The organism is Tolypothrix sp. VBCCA 56010 (assembly GCF_050875635.1).
Lineage (GTDB): Bacteria > Cyanobacteriota > Cyanobacteriia > Cyanobacteriales > Nostocaceae > Hassallia.
Genome location: NZ_JBPAOH010000371.1, coordinates 1 through 939, shown reverse-complemented (window position 1 = coordinate 939; position 939 = coordinate 1). Strand labels below are relative to the sequence as shown.

Here is a 939-nt window from a genome sequence, read left to right as displayed (position 1 = left end):
ACCACAAGTTGGGGTTGCGCTACGCGCAACCCCAACTTCGACTGAATCAAAAATGCAATTACTGAATCGGTTTAGAGTATCATAATTTGCTTATTCCATAAATGCCTGTTGGAGGGTAAATGCAAAAATAAATGCTTCAACTTTCAGCAAAAACCCCTCATCAGTGACCGCATGAATGAATTTTGGAAAAACAGCCGTGATACCACTGAATACGGTTTCAATGTAATGTCGAGTAGATTGTTTAATGTATTGATTCGCTTGGTAGGTCTTGACGCTTGGAATTCTTCTTACGCATTACTTTCAAGAATATTTGACTACTTTTTTCCAGGTCATCCTCAACGGTATAATCAGTATAAGCTGAATCAGCGTATACTTCACTACCAGGTCGTAGATTTAACGGCAAGGCATTCAGCGCACGTACATCCGAAGCGCTACCAGGCATAAACACAAATTCGACGCGACGTGTCGGCGGACAGAAGATTCTGTCCGTCGAACCGTCGCCGGGATACCAATGAGTGGTCGTTAATAACTGAACTCGAACTCCGTAAAAATATCGTTTTTTCGATGCAATGTAACCCGGAGGCGGAGCGTCTCCGGCTCCGCTCTATGTTCTTTCGATTCAATTAATTTCACATTAAAAATACGGATATTATCACAAATTGCTACGGGAAATGAGTCTAAAAGATATTCAGTACAATCACTAGCTTCTTTTAATATCATCCCTATTTGATGAAACAAATCATTAATTAGCATGCAGATACCGTGTAGTCGTCGATTAAATCGTGACTTTTCTAACATGTTATGTATTAATTTATGGTATGAGCATGTAGTTACAAGCCTTGGTGTGATTGCCACCAAAGAACATTGCAGCACAGACCGCAGTTGTAATAATTTCTGCATCGCTCCGGAATTCTCCGGCAATCTTCGTCATGAGCGATC

Annotated in this window: 1 pseudogene; it reads right to left on the bottom strand. The window is 40.9% G+C overall.

Annotated features, from left to right (window positions below):
* Nucleotides 1-90 precede the first annotated feature (90 nt).
* Nucleotides 91-938 (bottom strand): annotated as a pseudogene (locus AABK37_RS41530) (IS982 family transposase).
* Between the last annotated feature and the right edge of the window lies 1 nt (nt 939).